General features: G+C 71.5%; 21 protein-coding genes and 1 riboswitch. Of the genes, 10 read left to right on the plus strand and 11 right to left on the minus strand.

Annotated features, from left to right (window positions below):
• Positions 1–192: 192 nt before the first annotated feature.
• Together PWG71_RS05235 and thrC are read right to left on the minus strand one after the other, a co-directional pair.
• Positions 193–468, minus strand: a complete 276-nt coding sequence (locus PWG71_RS05235) for a ubiquitin-like small modifier protein 1 (RefSeq protein WP_274808360.1) — start codon at positions 466–468, stop codon at positions 193–195.
• 67 nt (positions 469–535) lie between these two features.
• The gene (gene thrC / locus PWG71_RS05240; protein WP_274808361.1) at positions 536–1,795 is read right to left on the minus strand and encodes a threonine synthase; all 1,260 of its coding nucleotides are present in this window, start codon (positions 1,793–1,795) and stop codon (positions 536–538) included.
• Positions 1,796–1,808: 13 nt separating this feature from the next.
• Positions 1,809–1,954, minus strand: a riboswitch (SAM riboswitch).
• Positions 1,955–2,304: 350 nt separating this feature from the next.
• On the opposite strand from thrC, the gene PWG71_RS05245 reads away from it, so the two are divergent.
• On the plus strand, positions 2,305–3,741 hold the full coding sequence (locus tag PWG71_RS05245; RefSeq protein ID WP_274808362.1) for an alpha,alpha-trehalose-phosphate synthase (UDP-forming): 1,437 nt from the start codon (positions 2,305–2,307) through the stop codon (positions 3,739–3,741).
• Positions 3,742–3,813: 72 nt separating this feature from the next.
• Positions 3,814–4,272, plus strand: coding sequence for a hypothetical protein (locus tag PWG71_RS05250; protein ID WP_274808363.1), 459 nt, complete (start codon positions 3,814–3,816; stop codon positions 4,270–4,272).
• A 41-nt stretch (positions 4,273–4,313) separates the two neighbouring features.
• Here the strand turns inward: PWG71_RS05250 and PWG71_RS05255 are convergent, their stop codons facing one another.
• Positions 4,314–4,907 (minus strand): GrpB family protein, encoded by a 594-nt coding sequence (locus PWG71_RS05255; protein WP_274808364.1) that lies wholly within the window; start codon positions 4,905–4,907, stop codon positions 4,314–4,316.
• A gap of 456 nt (positions 4,908–5,363) precedes the next feature.
• Positions 5,364–6,503: a S8 family serine peptidase gene (locus PWG71_RS05260; RefSeq protein WP_274808365.1), complete on the minus strand. Its 1,140-nt coding sequence runs from the start codon at positions 6,501–6,503 to the stop codon at positions 5,364–5,366.
• Positions 6,504–6,713: 210 nt separating this feature from the next.
• Between PWG71_RS05260 and PWG71_RS05265 the strand changes: the two genes are divergently transcribed.
• Complete coding sequence (locus PWG71_RS05265; RefSeq protein ID WP_274808366.1) at positions 6,714–6,998, plus strand: DUF3263 domain-containing protein; 285 nt, start codon at positions 6,714–6,716, stop codon at positions 6,996–6,998.
• A 277-nt stretch (positions 6,999–7,275) separates the two neighbouring features.
• Positions 7,276–8,097 (plus strand): trehalose-phosphatase, encoded by an 822-nt coding sequence (otsB, locus tag PWG71_RS05270; RefSeq protein WP_274808367.1) that lies wholly within the window; start codon positions 7,276–7,278, stop codon positions 8,095–8,097.
• Positions 8,098–8,113: 16 nt separating this feature from the next.
• Here otsB and PWG71_RS05275 read toward each other — a convergent pair whose 3' ends face one another.
• The gene (locus PWG71_RS05275; protein ID WP_274808368.1) at positions 8,114–9,145 is read right to left on the minus strand and encodes a serine hydrolase domain-containing protein; all 1,032 of its coding nucleotides are present in this window, start codon (positions 9,143–9,145) and stop codon (positions 8,114–8,116) included.
• A 171-nt stretch (positions 9,146–9,316) separates the two neighbouring features.
• Between PWG71_RS05275 and argJ the strand changes: the two genes are divergently transcribed.
• The gene (gene argJ, locus PWG71_RS05280) at positions 9,317–10,477 is read left to right on the plus strand and encodes a bifunctional glutamate N-acetyltransferase/amino-acid acetyltransferase ArgJ (protein ID WP_274808369.1); all 1,161 of its coding nucleotides are present in this window, start codon (positions 9,317–9,319) and stop codon (positions 10,475–10,477) included.
• A 49-nt stretch (positions 10,478–10,526) separates the two neighbouring features.
• Here the strand turns inward: argJ and PWG71_RS05285 are convergent, their stop codons facing one another.
• Entirely contained in the window at positions 10,527–12,104 is a 1,578-nt protein-coding gene (locus PWG71_RS05285) for an MFS transporter (protein WP_274808370.1), read from the minus strand.
• Positions 12,105–12,267: 163 nt separating this feature from the next.
• Between PWG71_RS05285 and PWG71_RS05290 the strand changes: the two genes are divergently transcribed.
• Positions 12,268–12,951 (plus strand): TetR/AcrR family transcriptional regulator, encoded by a 684-nt coding sequence (locus PWG71_RS05290; RefSeq protein ID WP_274808371.1) that lies wholly within the window; start codon positions 12,268–12,270, stop codon positions 12,949–12,951.
• A 34-nt stretch (positions 12,952–12,985) separates the two neighbouring features.
• Here the strand turns inward: PWG71_RS05290 and PWG71_RS05295 are convergent, their stop codons facing one another.
• Positions 12,986–14,209, minus strand: a complete 1,224-nt coding sequence (locus PWG71_RS05295) for an MFS transporter (RefSeq protein WP_274808372.1) — start codon at positions 14,207–14,209, stop codon at positions 12,986–12,988.
• Between the two features lie 107 nt (positions 14,210–14,316).
• Here PWG71_RS05295 and PWG71_RS05300 point away from each other — a divergent pair, with 107 nt between their 5' ends.
• Together PWG71_RS05300 and PWG71_RS05305 are read left to right on the plus strand one after the other, a co-directional pair.
• On the plus strand, positions 14,317–14,955 hold the full coding sequence (locus tag PWG71_RS05300; RefSeq protein ID WP_274808373.1) for a TetR/AcrR family transcriptional regulator: 639 nt from the start codon (positions 14,317–14,319) through the stop codon (positions 14,953–14,955).
• Positions 14,952–15,830, plus strand: a complete 879-nt coding sequence (locus PWG71_RS05305) for an alpha/beta fold hydrolase (RefSeq protein WP_274808374.1) — start codon at positions 14,952–14,954, stop codon at positions 15,828–15,830. The genes PWG71_RS05300 and PWG71_RS05305 overlap by 4 nt, the downstream gene beginning before the upstream one ends.
• A gap of 132 nt (positions 15,831–15,962) precedes the next feature.
• On the opposite strand, the gene PWG71_RS05310 is transcribed toward PWG71_RS05305, so the two are convergent.
• A complete protein-coding gene (locus tag PWG71_RS05310; RefSeq protein WP_274808375.1) occupies positions 15,963–16,778 on the minus strand; it encodes an SAM-dependent methyltransferase in 816 nt (271 codons plus the stop codon).
• A gap of 191 nt (positions 16,779–16,969) precedes the next feature.
• Here PWG71_RS05310 and PWG71_RS05315 point away from each other — a divergent pair, with 191 nt between their 5' ends.
• The gene (locus PWG71_RS05315) at positions 16,970–17,332 is read left to right on the plus strand and encodes an ArsR/SmtB family transcription factor (protein WP_274808376.1); all 363 of its coding nucleotides are present in this window, start codon (positions 16,970–16,972) and stop codon (positions 17,330–17,332) included.
• A 123-nt stretch (positions 17,333–17,455) separates the two neighbouring features.
• Positions 17,456–17,776: a DUF899 family protein gene (locus tag PWG71_RS05320; RefSeq protein WP_274808377.1), complete on the plus strand. Its 321-nt coding sequence runs from the start codon at positions 17,456–17,458 to the stop codon at positions 17,774–17,776.
• A gap of 145 nt (positions 17,777–17,921) precedes the next feature.
• Here PWG71_RS05320 and PWG71_RS05325 read toward each other — a convergent pair whose 3' ends face one another.
• The 3 genes from PWG71_RS05325 to PWG71_RS05335 all read right to left on the minus strand — a co-directional run bounded on the left by PWG71_RS05325 (position 17,922) and on the right by PWG71_RS05335 (position 19,535).
• Positions 17,922–18,170 (minus strand): hypothetical protein, encoded by a 249-nt coding sequence (locus PWG71_RS05325; protein ID WP_274808378.1) that lies wholly within the window; start codon positions 18,168–18,170, stop codon positions 17,922–17,924.
• A gap of 10 nt (positions 18,171–18,180) precedes the next feature.
• A complete protein-coding gene (locus tag PWG71_RS05330) occupies positions 18,181–18,924 on the minus strand; it encodes a class I SAM-dependent DNA methyltransferase (RefSeq protein ID WP_274808379.1) in 744 nt (247 codons plus the stop codon).
• 368 nt (positions 18,925–19,292) lie between these two features.
• A complete protein-coding gene (locus PWG71_RS05335) occupies positions 19,293–19,535 on the minus strand; it encodes a hypothetical protein (protein ID WP_274808380.1) in 243 nt (80 codons plus the stop codon).
• Between the last annotated feature and the right edge of the window lie 57 nt (positions 19,536–19,592).

The following is a 19,592-nucleotide window of genomic DNA, read 5'->3' on the forward strand; positions in this document are numbered from 1 at the left end:
CGTAGTGGGGTCCGCCGCCGACGGGCAAAGGTTTTCGCCCGGTCCGCCGACCGCGCTCCCCGGCCCGCCCCGGGACGAGGGCGGCCCCGCGTCCTCCGGAGAGGGCGCGGGGCCGGGGAGCCGCCGGGTCTCGCGAGCCGACGGAGTTCGGGGGACGGCGCCGAAGGCCCCGGGTGGTGGAGGGTGGGGGGATCAGCCCCCCGCGACCGCCGGAATGATCGAGATGTTCGCGCCGTCGGCGATCTCGGTCTGGAGCCCCTTCGCGAAGCGCACGTCCTCGTCACCGACGTAGACGTTGACGAAACGGCGCACCTTGCCGTTGTCGTCCAGGATGCGCGCCCGGATGCCGGGGTGGTTGGCCTCCAGATCGTCGAGGATCTCGGCGAGGGTGCCGCCCTGGGCGGTCACCTCGGCGGCGTCGTCGGTGTAGGTGCGCAGGATGGTGGGCACGCGGACGCTGGCGCTCATGGCGTTTCTCTCTCGTGGTCGTGGGGAGGAGGGCCCCGGGGCGTGGCGCCGCCCCGGGGGCGAAGGGTCAGGCCAGGCCGGCCTCGGTGAACGCCTTCAGAGACGGCGCGATGGTGGCCGTCACGCCGGCGTCGACGGCGTTGAGGGTCTTGAGACCGTCACCGGTGTTGAGGACGACCGTCTCGGCCTTCGGGTCGAGCCGCCCCTCGCGGACCAGCTTGCGGAGCACACCGGTGGTGACACCGCCGGCGGTCTCGGCGAAGATGCCCTCGGTACGGGCGAGCAGCGCGATCGCCTCGACGATCTCGACGTCGTCCACGTGTTCCACCGAACCGCCGGTGCGGTGGGCGATGTCGAGCACGTACGGCCCGTCCGCCGGGTTGCCGATGGCCAGCGACTTGGCGATGGTGTCCGGCTTGACGGGCTGGATGACGTCCAGCCCCTTCTCCCAGGCCCGCGCGACCGGGGAGCATCCAGTGGCCTGCGCGCCGAAGATCCGGTAGGGCCGGTCCTCCACCAGGCCCAGCTTGATCAGCTCCTGGAAGCCCTTGTCGATCTTGGTGAGCTGCGAGCCGGAGGCGATGGGGACGACGATCTGCTCGGGCAGGCGCCACCCGAGCTGTTCGGCGATCTCGTAGGCCAGCGTCTTGGAGCCCTCGCCGTAGTAGGGGCGCAGGTTGACGTTGACGAAGCCCCAGCCCTCGCCCGCCTCGTCACCGATGAGCTCGGAGCAGAACCGGTTGACGTCGTCGTAGTTGCCGTCGATGGCCACGACCTTGCCGCCGTAGACGGCGGCCATGACCACCTTGGCGTCCTCCAGACCGGCGGGGATGAACACGCAGGACTCGAACCCGGCCCGTGCGGCGGCCGCGCCGACGGCGCCGGCCAGGTTGCCGGTGGAGGAGCAGGACAGCGTGGTGAACCCGAAGGTGCGGGCGGCCTCGACCGCGATGGCGACCACACGGTCCTTGAAGGAGTGGGTGGGGTTACCGGAGTCGTCCTTGACGTACAGGGAGTCCAGGCCCAGTTCGGCGGCGAGGCGGTCGGCCTTGACCAGGGGGGTCAGCCCGGGGTTCATGTTGGGCAGCTCGGCCACGTTCGCCGGGACGGGCAGGAGGTGCCGGTAGCGCCAGATGTTGTTGGGGCCGCTCTCGATGTCGGCGCGGGTGACGGTGCCGAAGTCGTAGGCCACCTCTAGGGGGCCGAAACAGAATTCGCAGGCGAACCGGGGGGCGAGGTCGTAGCGCTCGCCGCATTCGCGACAGGACAGCGCGATACCGGGGCCGAAGGCGCGGACGGAGGTGGGTGCGGTGGCGGTCATCGCCATGGCGAGGCGTCTCCCCTCATCTTCCCTGGTGGACACTTTGTCCCCAGGCCGGAGTTGGCACCTGTCCCGGCCGCCTCGCGAGATCCGCGAGTGTCGATGTACGCCGAGATGGTTGCCGGGGCTTCGCAGGGCCGGTCCCTCCACCCCTCTGGATGAGCAATATGAAGTTGTGGTGTTCTCCGCCGGCCCCTTCCGGACCCGGCACGGTCACTGTAACGGACGTGTTGACCGGTTTTCCATCGTGCGTGATCCGGGTAACACGAACCGACTCACATGGTGAGACGGCACTGATCGGGGCCGGGGCGGTGCACGTGCTCTGTTTCGTACGCGTGACGTCGCACTCCGATGACCTGATGGGGGTTTGGGGCGCGCGTCGACAGGCGAGACCTAGGGTGCGTCCTCCTCCGTTCACCGTCCGTTCCCCGAGCCGGGCGGGTCACGGGCCCCGGGGGCCGTTTCCGTATCCTTCGGCACCGAGACCGTTTCGCGCATTCCGAGAGGACGACCACGTGGACAAGGCGCAGATCCTCATCGCCTCCAACCGAGGACCCGTGTCCTTCTCGATCACCGACGAGGACTCCCTGGAGCACCGCCGCGGTGGCGGTGGGCTCGTCTCCGGCATGATCTCGGTGGCCACCGAGGTCGACGGCGTCTGGGTGTGCGCCGCCCTGTCGGACGCCGACCGGCGGGCCGCCTCCGAGTCCCCCGAGGCACGGCTGGACCTGCGGTACGACCTGGAGGGCATGCGGGTCCACATGCTGGACATCCCGGAGGAGACGCTCAAGGGCGCCTACACCGAGATCGCCAACTCGACCCTGTGGTTCGTGCAGCACATGCTGTACGACACCCCGAACAAGCCCTCGTTCGGCTCCGGGTTCCGACGGTCGTGGGAGGACTACACCGCCTACAACAACGCCTTCGCCGAGGCGCTGGTGGCCGGTGCCGCCGACAACGCCCGCGTGGCCGTGCAGGACTACCACCTGGCCCTCGTGCCGCGCGTCCTGCGGGCCCGCCGCCCGGACCTGCGCATCGCGCACTTCTCGCACACCCCGTGGGCGCCGCCGGAGTACTTCCGGATGCTGCCCGACGACATCGCCCGGGATCTGTTGACGGGCATGCTCGGCGCCGACCGGCTGGGGTTCCTCAGCCCGCGCTGGGCCGACGCCTTCCTGCGCTGCTGCGCGGAGATCCTGCGCGCGGACGTGGACCTCGGGAGCAGGACCGTGGAGTACGGCGGCCGGATCATCCGGGTGGGCGTGCACGCGCTGGGCGCCGACGAGGCGGGGTTGCGCGAGAGCGCCGCCGAACCGCTGGTCGGGGTGCGCCGGGAGATGCTGGAGGAGTTGGTCGGCGACCGGAAGCTGATCGTGCGGGTCGACCGGACCGAACTCTCCAAGAACATCGTGCGGGGCCTGGAGGCGTACCGGGAGCTGCTGCGCTCCCACCCGGAGTGGCACGGCCGGGTGACCCACCTGGCGTTCGCCTACCCCAGCCGGGGCGACGTCCCCGAATACCGCGAGTACACCGACTCGGTGCTGCGGGTGGCCAAGGAGATCAACGCGGAGTTCGCGACCGCCGACTGGACGCCGCTGGTCCTGGAGGTCAACGACGACTACCCGCGTTCGCTCGCGTCGTTCCAGTTGGCGGACGTGCTGCTGGTCAACCCGATCCGGGACGGGATGAACCTGGTCGCCAAGGAGGGCCCGGTGCTGTCGGAGCGGGACTCCGTGCTGGTGCTGTCGCGGGAGGCGGGCGCCGCCGACGAGCTGGGCGAGGACGCCCTGACGGTCAACCCCTACGACACCGTGGAGACGGCGCGGGCCCTGCACCGGGCGCTGTCGATGCCCCCCGAGGAGCGACGGAGGCGACGCGAGCGGCTGGCCGAGGCCGCGATGGCGCTGCCGCCGCGCCGGTGGTTCCAGGACCAGTTGCGCTCCCTCGGCTGAGGCCCCGACGGGAGGTCGGTCTCCCCCGCGCGGGGGAGGTGGACGGTCGGGTCGTGGGGAAGGCTGGAACGCATGGACCCCCGACCCGCCCGCGCCGCCGCCGACCCCCGTTCCCGCGCGACCCCCTGGGCGGTGGCCGCCGCCTCGTGGTCCCTGCTCTACGTCGTCTCCAAGGTGGAGTACGCCCTCGCGGGTCGGCTGGGTGTGACCGGTGGCCCGGAGGTGGGGGCCGCGTCGTACGCCGCCCACGGTCCCGGTGAGGTGGCCGCGGCCCAGTGGGCCAACGCCGGGGTGGGGCTGGTCGTCGTCCTGCTGTTCGCGGCGTGTGCGCTGCCGGCGGCCCGGCGGGCGCCCCGGTGGCTGTCGCTGCCGCCGGTGGGCGCGGTGGCGCTGATGGCGACGGTGGGCGCGGTCGTCATGGTCGGCCGGGATGTGTTCACCGGTTCCGGGGGAACGCCGTTCGGTCTCTACTGCCTGGTGTGGGCCGTGCTGTCCGCGGGGGTGCTGGTCACCCTGGCCCGAGGGCGATGACCGCGGGGGTCGCGCCCGCCCTGGGCCGACCCCCGAATCGGTCAGTCGTCGGCGCTGGGCGCCCCGGCCTCGATGAGGATCTCGCGGATGATCCCGGACTTGGCGTCGGAGTAGTCCTGGATCCGTTCCCAGGTGCGTTCGGCCAGTTCCCGTTTGACCGCGACGTAGCGGTCGCGGGCCGCGGGGTTCGCGATGAGGTGATCGCGGAACCGGCGCATCCGCTCGCCCTCCGAACAGCCCTCGCTGAAGACGTGCAGGTTGAGGTTGATCCCCGGCCCCTTGAGGACGCGGTGCTCGTACCAGTCGGGCTCGCGGATGACGAGGGTGTACCCGACGGCCTCCAGGTCGGGGAGGTAGGCGGGTTCGTCGGCGGAGTCGGCGACGACGAGCAGCAGGTCGACACAGGGTTTGGCGGGCAGTCCCGGGACCGAGGTGGAGCCCACGTGCTCGAAGAGCAGGACGCGGTCGCCGAGTGCCCCGTGGACGCGCCCGGACTCGCGCTCGAACAGGTAGGGCCACTTGGGGTCGTAGTCGGAGATGTGGACCCGGCCGTTGACGAGGTTGCGGTGCTCAGGGGCGACCTCGATCCGCGGTTCACCTCGTGAGGGCAACGGTGACGCTTCGAGGGGTGACATTCAACAAAGGGTTCTCCGGTTCGCCTCCCACGTCAAGGGCATCGGGCGTCGCTTACATATGCACGTGTATTCGTAACACCGCCGAACACGGCGGATCCCACTGAGAGCAACACGGCAGATACGCATAGAGAGAATTCGACGCGCTTTTTCCCATGCTTTTCCCCGTTTTCTTCACGCCCTTTACCCGACCCGATCACCGTCGGTCACTCCGGCGCGGCGACCGGGAGGGGCCGCCCGCACGACCGGACGGGCCGACCGGGACCCCGCCCCCTCACGTGCCGCTCCGAGCGCCCGTGGTCGGCCTCGTCGGGTTCGCGGAGCGGTCCCGGGGCGGGCACGGACACGGCTTCGGCGTTCCCGCCGAAGCGCGTCGACACCACCGATGGGTGTGCGTCGCGCACCGCTCCCGAAGACGTGAAGGGCCGGCCCCCGGTGTCGGCCCTCCCCGACCCGGCGTCAGCCCCTACGGCGGCGTCCGCCCTTCTTGCGCCGGGAGGCGGGCCGGGCCTCGGCCGCGCGTTCGTCGGCGATCTCGGCCTCGTCCAAGGCGCGTTGGGCCTTGACCCCGTAGGGGTCGGCGTTGGAGCGGCGCACCCACACCACGACCAGGGCCACTCCGAAGAGCAGCACGGCACCGCCCGTGACGAACCACGCCCATATCGGGACTCCGCCGCCCTCGTCGGCCCGGTCGGCCAGGTCCTGGTCGACGAGGGGGAGGTCTTGGGCGTCCCCGGCCGCCAGGGCCCGCGCCCCGGGCAGGTGCAGGCTCGGAAGCCCGTCAGGCCCCTCCTGTCCGCCCTCCACCAACGCGGCGCGGACCTGTTCCGGGCGCAGTTGCGGGTAGGCCGAGCGCAACAGGGCGGCGGCCCCGGCCGTCATCGCCGCCGCGTACTCCGTGCCGGTCACCTGGGCCTGACCCATGTCGGGCCCCGCGGTCTCCAGGTCGGCGCCGGGGGCCACCAGTTCCATGACCCCGGGTTCGGGCGAGTCCGGGATGAGTGCGGCGTTCTCGTCGATTCCGCCGACGGCCAGCACGTTGGGGTCGGCGGCGCCCCCGGCCGGGCCGACCACGAGGGTGCCCATGGCGACGGCGTCGCGCGTGGCCCCGGTGAGGTCGGCCCCCTCGGGGATCTCTGGCAGCAGGACGACCTGGGCGCCGGACTCGGCGGCGTGGCGCACGGCGGCGGCCAGCCGGCCCTCGGTGGGGATGATCAGCAGCCCGGAGTCGGGGGCCACGCCGAGCACACCGCCGTCGGCGTCCATGCCGTGCCCGTGACCGGCCACCAGGGCGGCCGCGGCACTGCCGGTCTCGGCGTCCCCGTCGTTGGCCCCGAACTCGTCGTCGATGGTGATGTTGTCGACCAGGTCGGGGTGATCGTCGTAGACCGACGCCCCGGGCAGGCCCACCGTGATTCCCTGTCCCTGTGTTTCCGACCACAGTTCCTGGGCGTTGACGGACTGCAACCCCCATTGTTCGGGGCGGAAGTCGGGGACCCCGTCGGCCGCCGCGGGGGCGGCGGTGAGACCGAGAACGGTCGCCGCGACGATGGCGGCGATCCCGGTGTGGTTCTCGTTACGGCAGATGCCCCCGAGCACGACAAGCCCCCCTCGAACTTTGCTCCCTGTACCAGTGCAATTCTGTCATGAGCACAGGTTTCCGGCGTGGACAAGTGACCGTGAGGGTAGGAAAGGCAACTGTAGCCCCGCTGCCAGTCCTGGGTTTTCCGCTCCGCATCCGGCATGTCGAGTCGCTAGCATGTGTCGGGCCGATCCGGACAAACCAATTTCCCGTCCAGGGGGTGTCCCATGCCGAATATCGGTCCGACCGGAGACGGTCCGTCGGCCCTCGCCGAACGCGATCAGCGCATCCTCGCCTTCGAACGCCAGTGGTGGAAGTTCGAGGGATCCAAGGAACAGGCGATCCGCAACGAGTTCGGGTTCTCCGCCACGCGGTACTACCAGTTGCTGAACGGGCTGGTCGATCGCCCCGAAGCACTGGCCTTCGACCCCATGACGGTCAAGCGGCTGCGTCGGGTGCGCGCCGACCGGCAGCGTCAACGCAACGCGCGCCGGCTGGGCATCCGACTCTGAGGCCCCTTTTCGGTCGCTCCATGCCTGAACCTTCATGGATGCGACCCGAGGTCCGAAACCGCACCAACGGTGGAGAAAAACGCGGGTGCGCACCACCGGTGCGCACCCGCCCCTCTCCTCTCTCGCGGTGCGCCACGGCGCATCGGTCCCGCCGGGCGACGGCGGAACGCGGGACGGACGCCCGGCACCGGTTCCCCCATCTCTCGGAAGTCCACCCCCCGTTCACCGGTCCCGGCTAGGTTGGAAGACCGGAAGAGCCCGCCCGGAAAGGTCCGCCATGCCGCTGCCCGTACCGAGCACGCACGAGGGGCGCGCCGCGCTCGACGCCGTGCTGACCGATCCCGCCAAGGCCCTGGCCGCCTTCGACTTCGACGGGACCCTCGCGCCCATCGTCGACGATCCACGCACCTCGGCCCCCTACCCGGGGATCGTGGACCGGCTCGTCGACCTGGCCGGACGGCTCGGCACGATCGCCGTCGTCACCGGTCGTCCGGCCGACACCGCCCTCCGCCTGGGCGGCCTGGACCGGGTCCCGGGCATCATCGTGCTGGGCCACTACGGCGCCGAGCGCTGGATGGACGGCCGGGTCGTCGCGGCCGACCCGCCGCCCGGGGTGGCCCTGGTCCGGAGTGAACTGCCGGTCCTCATCGACTCCCTGGACGCCCCCGAGGGCACCTGGATCGAGGACAAGGGCCGCTCGCTGGCCGTGCACACCCGGCGCACCGCCGACCCCGAGGCGGCGTTGACCCTGCTCGCCCCGCACCTGTCCGCACTGGCCGAGCGGGCGGGGTTGCGGGTGGAGCCGGGGCGGATGGTCATCGAACTCCGTCCACAGGGTGTGGACAAGGGCGGGGCCCTCTCCGCGCTGGTGGACGAACGCGCCGCCGGGGCGGTCCTGTACGCCGGTGACGACCTGGGCGACCTGCCCGCGTTCGCGGCCGTGACGCGGCTGCGCACGACCGGCGTCCCCGGCCTGACCGTGTGCTCCTCCTCCAGTGAGGTGACCGAGGTCGCCGAGGCCGCCGACCTGGTGGTTCCGGGTCCGGGCGGGCTGGCGGAGTTCCTCGGCGACGTGGCCGACGCCCTGAACCGGCGCTGATCCGAGCGATCCCGGCTCACGGGGTCGAGTCGTGCGCCTGGGGCGAGACGGCCGATCGGGCCGCCGATCTCAGGTCCGCCAGGCCGGTGCGGTCCCGGCCGTAGTGCACGGCGTTGGTCAGCACGCCCACGTAGCGGCCGCTGGTCGGGTGCATGAACAGACTCGTCCCGGTGAAACCGTTGTGGTACACCACTCCCTCCGGTGTGACCAGCCAGCCCAGCCCGCGTGACAGCCGTTGACCGGCGTCCACGTGCGGCCGCCAGCTCGCCTTCACGAAGGACGACGGAACCGGGCCCTCGCCGCCGTCGTGGATGCGCAGCATCTCCCGGGCGAAGGCGCCCAGGTCGATGGCGGTCGTGAACGCCCCCGCGTGCCCGGCCACCCCGCCCATGAGCGCCGCGGCCTCGTCGTGCACCACGCCCCAGGCGGGCGCCGCCCCCGGCAGCCGTCGTTCGGTGGGCGCCACCCCCGGCGATCGGGCCAACGGGCCGAACGACGTGGACCGCAGGCCCAGCTCGTCCCACAGGTCGGCGGCCAACCGTTCCAGACCGGTGCCGTACAGGCGCTCCAGCAGCAGGCCGAGCAGGATGAACCCGCGGTCGACGTACCGGTGCCCGGGTTCCTCCAGCGGATCGGCCAGGATCGCCTCCGACAGGTCCTGTTCGGTGCCGACGTACCTCTCCAACCAGGTCACCGGGTTGAGCCGGCTGGTGTGGGTGAGGATCTGCCGGGCGGTGATGCCCGCCCCGGGCAGGTCGTCCACGAGCAGGTATTCGGACATCGGGGCGTCCAGATCCAGCATGCCCTCGGCGACCGCCTGGCCGACCAGCGGCCATGTCGCCATCATCTTCGTCAGGCTCGCCACGTCGTAGGCGACGTCCGGAGCGGTGTCGCTCTCCTCGTTGATCCGGCCGACCGCGACGAACTCCCACATCCCCCCGGTTCCGATGACGGCGGCGCCGCCGGGCAGCCAGCCCGCGTCCACCATCACCTTCAGGACACCGCGGATCCGTGCCCCCGTCTCCGTGAGCCAGTCCCCATCACGCACCACACGCCTCCCCCGGATGTTGTCGACTCACTCGGCGGATACCCCGTCATCCACCTGTTGTCACACCGTGCCGGAGTCCGCACAGGACGAAACCCTCGCAGGTCAGGGCCGTAATCAGGGCACCGTCGCCGACCGGAGTAGTCTGGCGCCCACGAGTTCCGAGGAGGACGATTGAGCAGCAACACCCCCGTTCCCGCCGGTTTCCGCGGTGTCGCCGGGAACATCGGGATCAAGGATCCCAACGACGACTTCTTCGCGGTGGTCTCCGAGGTGCCCGCGCACGTGTCGGCCGTGTTCACCCGATCCCGGTTCGCGGGTCCGAGCGTGCTGCTCAGCCGACGCGCGGCGGCCGACGGCCTGGCCCGGGGCGTCACCGTGATCGCCCGCAACGCCAACGTGGCGACCGGGGGCACGGGAGAGGAGAACGCCCGCGAGCTCCAGGAGCGGGTGGCCGAGGCGGCGGGGGTCGGATCGGACGAGATCCTGGTCGCCTCGACCGGCGTGATCGGCCGCCCCTACCCGATGGACAAGGTCCGCGCCCACCTGGACGCGCTGCCCGAGGAGTTCCCGCCGGCCGATCTGGACCGGGCGGCGGCGGCGATGATGACCACCGACACCCATCCCAAGATCGCCTCGGCGAAGGTGGGGAACGCGACCCTGACCGGGATCGCCAAGGGCGTGGGCATGATCGAGCCGGACATGGCGACGATGCTGGCGTGGTTCTTCACCGACGCCGACATCGAGCAGCCGCTGTTGGACGAGGTGTTCCGCCGGGTCGTGGACCGCACCTTCAACGCGCTGAGCATCGACGGCGACACCTCCACCAGCGACTCGGCGGCGATCTTCGCCAACGGTCTGGCCGGGGCCGTGGACACGGTCGGGTTCGAGGCGGCGCTGTTCGAGGTGGCGCTGGCGCTGGTGCGGATGATCGCCTCCGACGGCGAGGGCGCGAGCAAGCTGCTGGAGGTGCGCGTGACGGGTGCGCGTGACGACCTCCAGGCCAAGCGGGTGGCCAAGGCGATCGTGAACTCCCCGCTGGTGAAGACGGCGGTGCACGGCGCCGACCCCAACTGGGGACGGGTGGCGATGGCGGTCGGCAAGTGCTCGGAGGAGACCGACATCCTGCCGGAGAGGACCCGGATCCTCTTCGGCGACGTGGAGACCTACCCGGCGGAGAACACCGACGAGGTGCTGGCGCGGGCGGCGGAGCACATGAAGGGCGACGAGGTCGTGATCTCGGTGGACCTGGGCATCTCCGAAGGGGGGTTCACCGCGTACGGGTGCGACCTGACCGAGGGCTACATCCGCATCAACGCCGACTACACCACCTGAGCACGGACGGGGGCGGGCCCGACGCCCGCCCCCGTCCTCCTGCCAGGGGTCAGACGTGCATGCCGGGAGCGTCGTCCCGCATCCTTCCCGAGCGCATGAACAGCGCCAGGATCGCCCCGGCCACGAGCACGGCGGCGGCGATGAGGAAGGCCAACCGCAGGCCCTCCAGGAAGGCGAGGTTGCTCGCCCGCGTGATGGCGTCGGCGACCTCGGCGGCGGACCCCTCGGGGATCACCGCACCGCCTTGGGCGACCGTGCTCTGCGTCGAGGCGAGCTCGGCGGCGGAGGGCGCGTCCTGTCCGGCCGCGGTGAGGTGACCGGGCAGGGTCGTGACGATGGTGCCCGACATCACCGCGCCCAGCACGGCCGTGCCCAGGGAACCGCCGAGCTGCATCGCGGCCTGCTGGAGCGCGGAGGCGACGCCGGCCAGCCGCACCGGGGCGTTGCCGATGATCGCGGCGGTCGCGCCGGTCATCACCAGGCTCAGGCCTGCGCCCAGCAGCACGAACGCGATGGACGTGTACACCGCCCCGGTGACACCGTTCAGTCCGGCGAGCATGAACATGCCGATCGCCGCCGACAGCAGGCCCGCCGTGGTGGGGGCCTTGGCCCCGACCCGGTCCAGCAGGCGGCCCGCCAGCGGCGAGGTGATCGCCATGGTGGCGGTCATGGCGATGATCTGGAGGCCGGTCTGCGCGGGGCTCATCCCGCGCACGCCCTGGAGATAGAAGGCGACGAAGAACAAGGAGCCCATGAGGCTCACGGCCATCGCCACGGTGAGCAGGACGCCGATGGACACCGACCGGTCGGCGAAGAGGGCGAGCGGCAGGAGCGGCTGTTCGGGACGACGTTCCCACAGCACGAACGCCAGGCCGAAGACCAGCGCGGCCCCCAGGGAGGCCAGGGTGACCGGGTGTGTCCAGCCCACGGCCGGCGCTTCGACCAGCGCCCACACCAGGGCGAAGATGGCGACGCTGATGAGCACGATGCCGGGAAGGTCCATGCGGCTGCCGGGATCGGTGGCCTTGTTGGGCGCGATCAGCCACAGGCCCAGGCCCAGGGCGACGGCGCCGACCGGCACGTTGATGTAGAAGACGGCCTCCCAGCCCAGGGTGCCGACGAGCAGCCCGCCGACGATGGGTCCGGCGGCCGTCGAGGCGCCGATGAGGCTGCCGAACACACCGAAGGCCCGTCCGAGCCGGCTCGGCGGGAAGACCGAGCGCAGCAGGCCCATCGCCGAGGGCAGGAGCAGGGCGCCGAAAATCCCTTGTGCGATGCGGAAGGCCACCAGCATGATGACGCCCGAGGACAGGGCGATGGCCACCGAGGCGGCGACGAAGCCGACCACGCCCGTGAGGTAGACCCGGCGGTGGCCGAACCGGTCACCGAGCTTGCCCGCGGTGATGAGGAAGACCGCCAGGCCCAGCAGGTAGCCGTGGGTGACCCACTGGAGCTGGGCCAGGGAGGCTCCCAGGGACGCGCCGATGGCGGGGTTGGCCACCGCCACGATCGTGCCGTCCAGGGCCACCATCATCACTCCGAACGCGATGGCGACGAGTGTCGCCCAGGGGCCGCGCGTCCAGCCGGGCGTCTCCCGCGCCGGTGGTGCCGTGGTCCGTGTCGTCATGGGTCCCCCTGAGCGTTCGTTCGGATTCTCCAAGATTATGACAGCCACTGACACTTGTCAGCCACTGACTTTTTGCAGTGACTGTCACCACAGTCCCCTGGGGATATCCTCCGGTCAGGAGCGACCGCACCGGGCGGGCGCGGAACAGGCGGGAGGCACGTCCATGAGCACGACGAGCCCCGATCCCCTCGGGGCGGTCTCCGGGGACGACCGTCCCGGACTGCGCGAGTTCAAGAAGGCCCGTACGCGCAGAACGCTCATCGAGACGGGGCTGCGCCTGTTCCACGAACAGGGCTTCGAGCGCACCACCACGGAGGAGATCGCCTCCCGCGCCGGGGTCTCACAGCGCACGCTCTTCCGGTACTTCGCCACCAAGGAGGACCTGGTCCTGGAGGCGCTGGAGAGCGTCGACCTGCTGCTCATCGAGCACCTGCTCGCCCGCCCCGCCGACGAGCCGCCCTTCCGCGCCCTGTGCAACGCGATGCGCGACCACTGGGAGTACGTGGAACGCGAGTCGATGCACCACATCAAGGGCAGCGCGGCCGAGCTGATCACCCAGAGCCCGGAGCTGATCCGGACCAACGTGAACTACTGTCGGCGCCGGCAGGCCCGGCTGACCGAGGCGATCGCCGAGCGCACCGGCGCGGACCCGGTCGACCCCCGGCCCGCACTGGTGGCGGCGGTGTTCTTCGCAGCGCTCAACAACGGCCACGGGGAGTGGGAGCTCTCGGGGAGCACCGATGTCGAGGGCCTGCTGCGCTGCTTCCTGCGCCACCTCGACCTGGTGCCCGAGGCCCTCGGTGACGGCTGGGGCACCCCGGCCCCGGACCGACGCGCCGAGCGCTGACCGGCCCGTCGGCGGGCAGCGCGCACCACCCGGGTCAGGCCCGGGAGAGCCGACCGGGACGCCACAGGAGGGCCGCCGCGGTTCCGCACGCCCCGACCGCGAGCGCCGAGCCGGCGAAGGCCACCACGGGGTCCAGGCCTCCGGCCAGACCGGCCAGGGGATAGGTGACGAGGAACCAGGCGTGGGAGAGGGCGAAGCGAGCGGCCATCACCCCCGCCAGGCCGCCCTCGGGGGCGGCGTCGCGCAGCACCCGACCGGCGGGGGCGGCGATCAGGGAGCAGCCCGCCCCCAGCGCCGCCCAGCCGGCTCCGAGCACGACCGGGCCGGGGACCAGTGCCCACCCGACCGCCGTGAGCGCCGTCCCGCCGGTGAGCACGACGGGGCCGGCGAGCATGAGCGCACGGGTGCCGAACCGGTCCACCAGCCGGCCCAGGGCGAAGGCGATCACCACGGAGCCGACCCCGAAACTGGCCAGGGCCAGCGCCACACCGGTGTCGGTGCCGCCCAGGTGGGCGCGGACCAGGACCACGGTGTCCACCAGGACCAGGGCGGTGACCACGGCCACCGCCAGGTCGAGGAGGATCACGGCCCGCAACCGGCGGTCGGTGACGAAGACCCGCCACGTCGCGGCGGCCCGTCGGGGGTCACCGGTGCGCGGGGGAAGCCCGGTGGTGAGCACCAAGACCCCGGAGACGACGAAGGCGGCCGCGGTGAGCGCGAACAGGACGTGGAACGGCAGCACGGTGAGCAGGACGGCGGCCAGCAGGGGCGAGGCCAGGGCTTCGACGTCGTAGGCCAGGCGTGAGAGGGCCAGCGCCGAGGTGTAGCCGGAATCGTCGACCAGTTCGGGGATGATCGCCTGGAAGGCGGGGGTGAAGACCGCCGAGGCGCATTGGAGCACCGCGATCAGGACGTACACGTGCCACACCTGGTCGGCCCAGGGAAGGACGCCCACCGCGAGCGCGCGCACCGCGTCGGCTCCGACCAGCACGCCCCGGCGGGGTACGCGGTACAGCAGGGCGGTGAGCAGGGGTCCGGCACCGACATAGGCGAGCATCTTGATGGTGAGCGCGGTGGCGAGCACCGCGCCGGCACGGTCACCGGCCAGGTCGTAGGCGAGCAGGCCGAGGGCGACGGTCGCCAGGCCGGTACCGCCCAGCGCCACCACCTGGGCCGTGAACATCCGCCGATACGAGGGGGAGTCCGCGAGAACGCGCCACATCAGGATCACCACCGTGGAGAAGAGGGGCCGACGCATCGCATCATACATATGCGCAAGTACGCACATATTGATGGATGGAGACCCGACAAGTCCGGGTAAGCTGAATGACCAAATGCAACTTCCTAGTCATTAAGGTCATCAATATGGTCCGCCCCAGCGTCGATACCGCCGTGATCCTCGAAGCCGCGGCGAACGTGCTCGCCCGGCACGGCCCGACACGCACCACGATGGAGGAGATCGCCGCGCGCGCCGGAGTGGCGAAAGGGGTCCTCTACCTGCGTTTCCGCGGCAAGGAGGCCCTTCTGCGAGCGGTCATCGACCGCGAGATGGGACTCGCCCTGAACGTCACGCGCGAGGCGGTCGCCACCGACCCTCGCGGTGGCCTGCTGTCACGACTGTTCGCGCACTCCCTCAAGGCGATGCACGACCGCCCCTTCCTGGTCTCGCTCTACCAGGGCTCCCGATCTCCCGGAGGGTTCGGCACCGACGGCCCCGCCCTCCATCGCTCCCGTGGCGTCCTGGGCGTCGACTTCCTCCGGGAGTTGTCCGAGGCCGGCATGCTGCGCGCCGACATCGACGCCTCGGCACTCGCGGTGAACCTGGCGGTGTGGAACGTGGGCCTGGCCGCCACCGCACCGCACGAGGACGTGGACGCCCTCATCCTGTCCATGGGAACGCTGGTCGCCCGTTCCGCCGACGCCGACGTCGAGGACACCGACCCGGGCAAGGAGTGCTTCGCGCGCCTGGCGGACCGGCTGGCCGAGACCTGGGGGCACCGATGACACGGCTCGTACCCCCCGGCGCCGAGGTCGGCTTCATCGAGGTGGACGGCGGCCGTGTCCGGGCCCTGACCGCCGGAGAGCCGACCGCACCGCCGATCGTGCTGATCCACGGTGGCGGCACCGACAACGCGGCCATCTCCTGGTACCGACTCATCGAACCCCTGGGAAGGACGCATCGGGTCATCGCGGTGGACCTGCCCGGTTTCGGAGGGACCACCGGGATCCCCCCGGTCGGAGGCCCCTGGGAACAGGCCGATCTCGTCGCGCGGACGATGGCGGCCATCGGCGTCGAGGGCGCGGTCGTGTTCGGTGTGTCCATGGGCGGGGACGTGGCGCTGCGGCTGGCGCTACGGCACCCCGGAGTCGTCGACGGCCTGGTGCTCATCGCACCCGGCGGCCTCGTGCCGATCCTGCGCGACCGTTTCGCGCACGGTACCGCGTGGCTGACGACCCGGTTGCCCGAGCGCCTGCTCGTCGCACTCGGCGGATTCACCGGGCGGTTCACCCGCCCGTTGGTGCGCGCCGTCGTCCACGACATCGCCACGTTGCCCGAACCGGTGGTCGAGGAGTTCGCACGCGAGGCGATCGCGCCGGGGGCCTCCCTGGCCTTCGTCCGTTACAACCTCGCCACCATCGGGCGGAGGACCATGCTCAACTACGCGATGGACGAGGTCGCGTCCATCACGGCCCCCACCCTTTTCTTCCATGGTGAGAAGGACCCGATGGTGCCGATCGACGGTTCCCGTCGGGCCGCCGCGCTGATGCCGGACGCCCGCGTGGTCAGCGTGCCCGAGTGCGGCCACTGGGCCCAGTTGGAGGCCCACGACCGGTTCTTGAGCGAGGTGATCCGGTTCCTGGACGGGATCCGGCGCTGACCGGGCCGTGCGTGTCGGGAGACCCGTACGGCCCGGTCGGCCGGTCCGGTGGACGCCCGCCGTTCCCGTTCGGTGGCGGTGAACGGCGGCGCGCCTCCGGCTCCGACCATCTCGGCGCCCCTCGTCACGGCGTCAGGGCTTGCGCGCCACGCCGCCGTACTGGTCGAGCCCGCGACGGGTGCCGACCTCGATGGGCGCGGGGCGCCACAGGGGGCAGGGGACGACGCCGGGTTCCAGCAGTTCCAGTCCCTCGAAGCGGGCCGCGATGAACTCCGGGCTGCGCAGCAGGTACGGGACGTCGCCCTGCTTGTTCCCGACCTCGATGGCCGCGTTGTAGGCCTCGCTGGTGTCGGCGCCGTCGTAGCTCGCCAGGTGGCTGCCCGAGGGCAGGGCGTCCAGCAGGCGGCGGACGATCGGCTGGACCTCGTCCTCGGGGACGTGGCCCAGGATCCCCATGAGCATGAGCGCGATGGGCCGATCGAAGTCCAGCGTCTCGGCGGCCCGCTCCAGGATGGTGTCGGGGTCGCGCAGGTCGGCGTCGATGTAGTCGGTGGCCCCCTCGGGAGAGCCGACCAGCAGGGCGCGCGCGTGTGCGAGCACGAGGGGGTCGTTGTCCACGTAGACGACACGACTCTCGGGGGCGATCGACTGGGCGACCTCGTGCGTGTTGTTGGCGGTGGGCATCCCGGTGCCGATGTCGAGGAACTGGCGGATCCCCACGTCGCGCGTCAGGTGGGTCACGACGCGGATCAGGAACTCCCGGCTGGTCCGGGCCAGGTCCACGATCTCCGGGAATCCCTCGGCCACCGCGTCGCCCGCCAGTCGGTCGATCGGGTAATGGTCCTTGCCGCCCATCCAGTAGTTCCAGATACGGGCCGAGTGGGTCCGGGTGGTGTCGATCTGCGGAGAGCGGTCGGAGCCCGCGGGCGCGGGCCTGTCGTCGGTCATGGGGGTGTCCACCTCGATGCACAGGGGGTCCGCGTCTCAGGGTGGAGAGTCCGACGCCGAAACGCCGAAAGGCCCGCCCACGGCGGAGGTTTGAGTCGGATCAACGATAGACGACACCACCGCCGTCGCGCGGCCGCGCGACGTTCGGGCCCCGCACCGGCGGAGGGCCCGCGCGGACCTAGACTGCGCGTATGCGGACCAGCGACGACCGGCGGACGACCCCGAGCCTCTCCCACCCCGCACCCCTCGATCCGGATCGGATCGCCGTGGCGGCCGGGGTCTTCGCCCTGTTGTCCGACCCCACCCGCCTGCACCTGCTGTGGCTCCTCGCCGAGGACGAGGCCGACGTCGGCCGCCTCACCGAGGCCTGCGGCGCCTCGCGCACCGCCGTCTCCCAGCACCTGGCCAAACTGCGTCTCGCCGGACTCGTGGAATCGCGACGCCACTCGCGCCATGTCATCTACCGGCTCACCGACGGCCACCTGCGCAGGCTGGTGTTGGAGGCCCTCAACCACGCCGACCACGTCGTCACGGGAGAGCCCTTCCACGAGTGACCGCCACGGCCGTCCCCGGGAGGGAGACAACGACGCCCGCACCGCGCCGGGACACCGCCGCCCGAGGCGGTCGACCCTCCCACCGGACCTCGGCGGAAGAGGGCCGACGAACCCTTCGACCGGGTGCCCCCGCTCCCGCGCGAGGCCGTGGTCCGTGCGACCCCGACCGAGAACACCTCCTGCCGCGATGAGTTCCGGCCGGGTCGCGGCACCGAGCCGGCCAACGGATCCGTCAGCCTGCTCGACATGACGCCCTACGGCCGCGGCGAGGCGTGGGAGGACAAGCCCGAGGGCCGGCCCGAGGGGCGCGACGCGTGCTGGTTCTGGCGCTCGGACGCGGACGGCAACGCCACCCCGGGCCCGACCGGCCGCCCCGTACCGCAGTGGACCCGCCCCGGCGCGACCCCCGTGGCGACCCTCGGTCGGAACGGCCACTGCCACTGACGCCCCTTCGCCGACGGCGTCGGTGGGTGTCGGAGGCCGGGCGGAACCCCCGCACGACGCGAACGGTCCGCGCCGGTGGGCGGTTCCGTCCGAAAGGTGGAGGACTCCCGGTGGAAGAGGGCCCGGTCCGGGTCCGCCGGCCCGCTCAGGGGTCCGGGACGAAGACGCTCAGGCGGTACCACGTGTCCTGTTCCAGGCGGCCGCACAGGACGTCGAGGCGCAGGTCGTCCACGCGGTACCGCGCCAGGCGGTCCCGTTCCCGAGCCCGGTGGGCACGCATCTCCGCCGGGTCGGTGGTCTCGAAGAGGATCTCCCACCGCCCTGAGGCGTGCCGGGCCGACCGCTCCCGTGACCACCGCCGTTCGCGTTCACGACGCGCGCGCTCACCCGGCACGGCCCCTCCTTCAGTCGGCGGCCCTCTCCCACACCGAGACGTGCTTCTCGCTCTCATCACCGAAAGGCGACCGGTCCCAGTCCTCCCAGCGGTCCACCAGGCGCATTCCCGCGATCCTCGCCATGAGGTCGAGTTCCGCCGGCCATACGTAGCGGAAGGGGATGGACCGGAAGCTCCCGCGTCCGTCCGCGACCTTGACGTAGTTGGAACTGGAACGCTGCGTCGCGGGCTCGTAGAGGTCGAACGCCCAGTCGCCCTCGCCCACGTGGAACGGCACCATGCTCTGCCCCTTGGGCAATCGGCGCAGTTCCGGCACCTCCACCTCGACCACGAACCGCCCACCCGGCTCCAGGTGCGCCGCCGCGTTGACGAAACAGTCCACCTGCTCGTCCTGGGTGGTCACGTTCATGATCGTGTTGTAGACCAGGTAGACCACCGCGAAGGTGCCCGGTACCCGGGTCGCGGTGAAGTCCCCGATGGCGACCTCGATGGCATCGCCGCCCGGTTTGTCCCGCATCCGCTTCACCATGGCGGGCGAGAGGTCGATGCCGTGCACGGGAACCCCTCGCGCGGCGAGCGGTAGCGCGATGCGCCCCGTGCCGATGGCGAACTCCAGGGCCCGCCCCTCCCCCGCGAGTCCGGCCAGCAGGTCGACCACGGGGTCCACCTTCTCCGGGGCGAACATGCCGTCCGGGGTGTCGTAGTCCCGCGCAACGTCCTCGTCGAAGTGGTTCGGCTTGGCCTGATCTCTCATGCCCGCGACGCTAGCCCGCCCTCAGGGGTGTCGCACATGGTTTTTCCGGTCCGCCTCGGACTCCGGCCGTGGCGGGTGAGGCCTGTTTCTCGAAACGCTCTGGCCGCCCACGGGGTTCTGGAGGCCGGCGGAGGAGGCGTCCGAGGAACGAGGACGTCGACGCAGCGGCCGAAGGTTCGCGTTCTCCAGGCGGCCTCGCACGAACCGAAGCGCAACGGAGGTTCACAAGAGGCACGGCCGAGGTCTCCGGGGGCGGCACCGGGACCGTGCCGAACGCGCCCGGGTCCCCGCCGACGGGTCGGACCTCCACCCGGACCCGACGCACCGCGCGGGACGGGACACGGGTGGGGATCGAGGCCGACCGCGCCTCAGGCGCCCTGGTCCTGATCGGACATCCGGTCGCGCGCCTCGGACAGGGTCGCGATCAGCTTGTCCAGGTAGGGGCGGTCCCTGCTGTCGTCGTGCAGGTGGAGGGTCACCCCGGGAGCCAGGTCGATCAGGGCCAACGCCAGGAGTTCGGGGTTGTCCTCCTGCCAGAACACCTTGACGTCCTCGACGTCGGGCTGGCTGATGGAGATCTGCACGTTCGTGGTGATCGAGGTCGTGGTCACGGGGCCTCCTCAGGGTTCGATGCGGGACCGGGCCGGTCGGAGGGCCCGACGGCCGGC

The sequence above is a fragment of the Nocardiopsis sp. N85 genome, from assembly GCF_028882275.1.
Classification (GTDB): Bacteria; Actinomycetota; Actinomycetes; order Streptosporangiales; family Streptosporangiaceae; genus Nocardiopsis; species Nocardiopsis lambiniae.

Excerpts from the sequence above, each read along its gene's own strand:
- PWG71_RS05290 (WP_274808371.1), top strand. The coding sequence starts at position 12,268 with ATGAGCACGACGAGCCCCGATCCCCTCGGGGCGGTCTCCGGGGACGAC.
- PWG71_RS05330 (WP_274808379.1), bottom strand. The coding sequence starts at position 18,924 with ATGAGAGATCAGGCCAAGCCGAACCACTTCGACGAGGACGTTGCGCGG.
- PWG71_RS05265 (WP_274808366.1), top strand. The coding sequence starts at position 6,714 with ATGCCGAATATCGGTCCGACCGGAGACGGTCCGTCGGCCCTCGCCGAA.
- PWG71_RS05250 (WP_274808363.1), top strand. The coding sequence starts at position 3,814 with ATGGACCCCCGACCCGCCCGCGCCGCCGCCGACCCCCGTTCCCGCGCG.
- PWG71_RS05295 (WP_274808372.1), bottom strand. The coding sequence starts at position 14,209 with ATGCGTCGGCCCCTCTTCTCCACGGTGGTGATCCTGATGTGGCGCGTT.
- PWG71_RS05315 (WP_274808376.1), top strand. The coding sequence starts at position 16,970 with ATGCGGACCAGCGACGACCGGCGGACGACCCCGAGCCTCTCCCACCCC.
- PWG71_RS05310 (WP_274808375.1), bottom strand. The coding sequence starts at position 16,778 with ATGACCGACGACAGGCCCGCGCCCGCGGGCTCCGACCGCTCTCCGCAG.
- PWG71_RS05235 (WP_274808360.1), bottom strand. The coding sequence starts at position 468 with ATGAGCGCCAGCGTCCGCGTGCCCACCATCCTGCGCACCTACACCGAC.
- thrC (WP_274808361.1), bottom strand. The coding sequence starts at position 1,795 with ATGGCGATGACCGCCACCGCACCCACCTCCGTCCGCGCCTTCGGCCCC.
- PWG71_RS05285 (WP_274808370.1), bottom strand. The coding sequence starts at position 12,104 with ATGACGACACGGACCACGGCACCACCGGCGCGGGAGACGCCCGGCTGG.
- PWG71_RS05300 (WP_274808373.1), top strand. The coding sequence starts at position 14,317 with ATGGTCCGCCCCAGCGTCGATACCGCCGTGATCCTCGAAGCCGCGGCG.
- PWG71_RS05305 (WP_274808374.1), top strand. The coding sequence starts at position 14,952 with ATGACACGGCTCGTACCCCCCGGCGCCGAGGTCGGCTTCATCGAGGTG.
- otsB (WP_274808367.1), top strand. The coding sequence starts at position 7,276 with ATGCCGCTGCCCGTACCGAGCACGCACGAGGGGCGCGCCGCGCTCGAC.
- PWG71_RS05255 (WP_274808364.1), bottom strand. The coding sequence starts at position 4,907 with ATGTCACCCCTCGAAGCGTCACCGTTGCCCTCACGAGGTGAACCGCGG.